Source organism: Micromonospora sp. WMMB482, from assembly GCF_019038635.1.
GTDB lineage: Bacteria > Actinomycetota > Actinomycetes > Mycobacteriales > Micromonosporaceae > Micromonospora > Micromonospora marina.
This window is the reverse complement of sequence record NZ_JAHOPD010000004.1, coordinates 1-3,073: the sequence shown is the minus strand read 5'-3', so window position 1 is coordinate 3,073 and position 3,073 is coordinate 1. Positions and strand designations below refer to the sequence as shown.

The following is a 3,073-nucleotide window of genomic DNA, read 5'->3' as shown; positions in this document are numbered from 1 at the left end:
CGCCGGGCCCTGCACCAGCATGCGTCGTCCCGCGGTGCGGCGGCTGGCCCAGCCGAACAGCACCCAGCCGCCCAGCGTGCCCAGTGCGAGGCCGAGCAGGCCGGCGGGGTAGGCGGCGCCGGGGTGGCGCGGCTGAGGGTGAGGCTCGTCGAGCCCTCGGCGTCGAGTTCCACGGCGAGGATGTGGTCGCCGCGTGCGGCGTACACGTGATGTCGGAGGGGATGGTCGCCGGGTCGCACCGTGGATGGCCGGGGATGCAATCGTACGCGTTGGAGTGGACGGGCTCGCTCTGCTCCCACCCGGCGGCGTCCAGACGCTGCCGCAGCTCGGTGAGGCCGGCGGCCGGCATCTGGTCGAAGGATGCGCTCAGTTCGGCCGGCGCGTACTCGCCACCGTCGCCGAGCAGCAGCTCGGACAGGAGGTCCTCGTTCAGCGGGTGGCCGTAGATGAGGAACACGGCGGGCGGGTCGTCCTGGTCGAGGTGGTCGACCTGCCGGTCCGGGTAGAGCTGTCCCACCACGGCGGCGAGGTCGCGGTGGTCGAGCGGGCGGGAGCCGAGCCAGGCGAGCCAGGTGCCGAAAGACCCGGCGAACAGACCGCAGGCCACCGCGAAGACCGCCGCCCAGGCCGCCACGGAACGGCTCGCCGGCCGTCCCAGCCGGGCCCGCAGACCATGGCGTACGAGATTCGCCGCGATCCGGGCACGCCGGTGGGCTGGGCCGACGTCCCGTACCGTCTCCAGGATCTCGGCCCCGCGAGCCCGGCGGTAGGCACGGGGGTAGGCCAGCAGCAGCCAGCGGTGCATGGTATCTCCCTACGGGGCCGCGACGGTGGGGTCAGGCGGTGCGGGGCTGCAGGGCGCGCAGCCGGGTCTCGGCGGCGGACGCGAGCTGTCGCAGCCGCTCGGTCTGGCGTGCCAGTTCGGCCCGGCCGTCGGCGCGCAGCCGGTAGTAGCGGCGCAGCCGGCCGTCGACCACCTCTTCGTGGCTGTGTTCGACGAGGCCCTGCGCGACCAGCCGGTCCAGGGCGGCGTAGAGGGTGCCCGGCAGCAGGTTGACGCGCCCGCCGGACAGGCCGGCGACCTCCTGGATGATCCGTAGCCGTGGCGCGGCTCGTCGGCCAGCGCGGTCAGGATCAGGAAGGTCGCCTCGCGCATCTCACTCACCGAGGCAACATATACAGCCGATCAATACATGGTCAACGGTCGCCGAGCAGCTGCCGCTCGGCCATGAAAGCGCGCAGCCTCCCGGCGTCCTCGGCGGACATCAGCCACCGGGGGATCACAGTGGCCGGCATCCGTCTCACGTACACGATCCAGAAATCAGGGGTCTCGGTGACCCGCGTGACGCCGTCCCAGGCGATGCCGCCGGACTCCGAACCGCTGCGCATCATGATGTTGCGGTCGTCGATGTCGTAGGCGCCCTCGACCGCGTAGCCGCCGGAGCGGCGCCGGGCCCGCCACCGCACCCACGGCGCGTACAGCATCGACAGCACGCCGGCCACGACGAACGCGGTCCACAGCGACGCGAAGCGGTCTCCCCGCTCCGACGCCTGCGAGGCGACCCAGCCGATCACCCCGATCGCGGCGAGAGCCGCGCCGATGTAGCCGAACCGGCGCAGCCGGGCGGCGGCGAGCGCGGCGGCCACGCGGGCCGGATAGGCGGGGTCGGCCGGTACGGCGAAACGGATCTGCACGCCCGAACGATAGTCCTCCGCCCGCCTGTGCCGAGCCGGACCCGCGTAGCGCGCCGGTCAGGTCCGGCGCAGCACCAGCGTCACGAAACCCAGCACGCCGCGGTATCCGCGCAGCCACTGGTCCCGGTGCTCCCGGCGGCGGTGAGCGCAGCGGCGGCGTCCGGGTGACCCGGATTGTCCAGCGCCCACTCGGTCAGCGAGCCGGTCCACGACCACTCGTAGTCGTCCCACTCCGCGATGTCGCTGACATGCCCGTACACCGGGGCCCAGCCGGCCTGCTCGGCGGCGTCGACCAGGCCGGCGAGGTCGGTGTGGTCGTCGGGCTTCGCGCCCAGCGCGGCAAGCGCCTCCGGCGTCGGCGGCACCTGCCAGAAGCCCTCGCCGACCAGCAGGATGCCGTCGGGGTTCACGTGTCGGCCGGCCAGTTCCAACGTCCCGCCGAACCCCCGAACGCGTGCGTCGACCCGACGCAGAGCACCAGGTCGTAGTCGCCGTCCGGCACGTACGACCGGGCGTCGCGCTCGTGCAGCGTCAGCGGTCGGCGAGGCCGCGCACAGCGGCGGCCTCCGCGGCGCGTTCGAGCGCGTACGGGTTGAGGTCCACGCCGTCGGCGTGCCCGTCCGGGTGGTGCGCGAGCGCCTGCAACGCCCAGGCGGCCTCACCGCAACCCAGGTCGAGGATGCGGGCCGCCGGCCGGCGACCGGCCCGGCGCAGCAGCCGGTTGACGTCGACACCGGAGACCGGAGCCGCGATCGGGTGGTGCGAGTGCGCGATGTTGCTGAGCCGTTGACGGTCCATCGCCGCAGTCAACACGAGCACGGCGGGTCCGCGCAGCGAGCTTTCGCACGGTCAGAGCCGGCAGACGACAGTCGCGTCGTCGGTGGCGACGCCACCGCGCGACTCCGCCTGCCGGACCGGCGGACGACCTCGGCGGGGCCGTCGGTCTCCAGCAGACGCAGCAGCCCCGGCCAGCCGTCAGGCCGAAGGTGTCCACGAGGCGGCTCGCGCCGTTGCTGATGCTGGAGGCGGAGGGGCGGGGCGTGCCGCCCTGGCACGACTGCGTCACGCTGCGGGAGCTGGCCGGGCGGACCACGCTGGAGACGCCGGCGCCGGTGGCGTTCAGCTGGGCCCGGTTCCGGCCGCAGGCCACCTTCGACGACCCGTGGCTGGACGCCTGCCGGTCCGTGATCCTGGTGGACAGTCTCCAGTGGCCGGCGGTGATGAACGCGTTCCCGGAGCTGGAGACGCAGTTGTTCGCCCCGAGCATCGACCTGTACGTGGCGTTCCACGACAGCGCCCCGGGCGACGAGTGGCTGCTGGTCAACGCGGCCGGGGTGGCGTCGCACCGGGGCGTGCTGGGTGGGGCGGCCAGGTCTGG

4 protein-coding genes and 2 pseudogenes are annotated in these 3,073 nt (G+C 73.7%); 1 reads left to right on the top strand and 5 read right to left on the bottom strand.

What is annotated here, in order from left to right:
• From KSK32_RS00265 to KSK32_RS32995, 5 genes and pseudogenes are all read right to left on the bottom strand, one after another.
• Positions 1 to 805 (bottom strand): annotated as a pseudogene (locus KSK32_RS00265) (hypothetical protein); the annotation flags it as partial.
• 31 nt (positions 806 to 836) lie between these two features.
• A pseudogene (locus KSK32_RS00260) lies at positions 837 to 1,156 on the bottom strand (PadR family transcriptional regulator).
• Between the two features lie 41 nt (positions 1,157 to 1,197).
• Positions 1,198 to 1,695 carry a YcxB family protein gene (locus KSK32_RS00255; RefSeq protein WP_216927932.1) on the bottom strand — a complete coding sequence of 166 codons (498 nt, stop codon included), beginning with the start codon at positions 1,693 to 1,695 and terminating at the stop codon, positions 1,198 to 1,200.
• Positions 1,696 to 1,775: 80 nt separating this feature from the next.
• Positions 1,776 to 2,126 (bottom strand): hypothetical protein, encoded by a 351-nt coding sequence (locus KSK32_RS33000; protein WP_254186877.1) that lies wholly within the window; start codon positions 2,124 to 2,126, stop codon positions 1,776 to 1,778.
• Between the two features lie 100 nt (positions 2,127 to 2,226).
• On the bottom strand, positions 2,227 to 2,493 hold the full coding sequence (locus KSK32_RS32995; protein ID WP_254186876.1) for a class I SAM-dependent methyltransferase: 267 nt from the start codon (positions 2,491 to 2,493) through the stop codon (positions 2,227 to 2,229).
• A gap of 188 nt (positions 2,494 to 2,681) precedes the next feature.
• Here KSK32_RS32995 and KSK32_RS00245 point away from each other — a divergent pair.
• Positions 2,682 to 3,073, top strand: a 392-nt coding sequence (locus tag KSK32_RS00245) for a hypothetical protein (RefSeq protein ID WP_374226675.1), incomplete at its 3' end; no start/stop codon positions are given.

What these genes read in the sequence shown, in the direction of transcription:
- KSK32_RS32995 (WP_254186876.1), bottom strand. Translation starts at nt 2,493, where the DNA reads ATGGACCGTCAACGGCTCAGCAACATCGCGCACTCGCACCACCCGATC.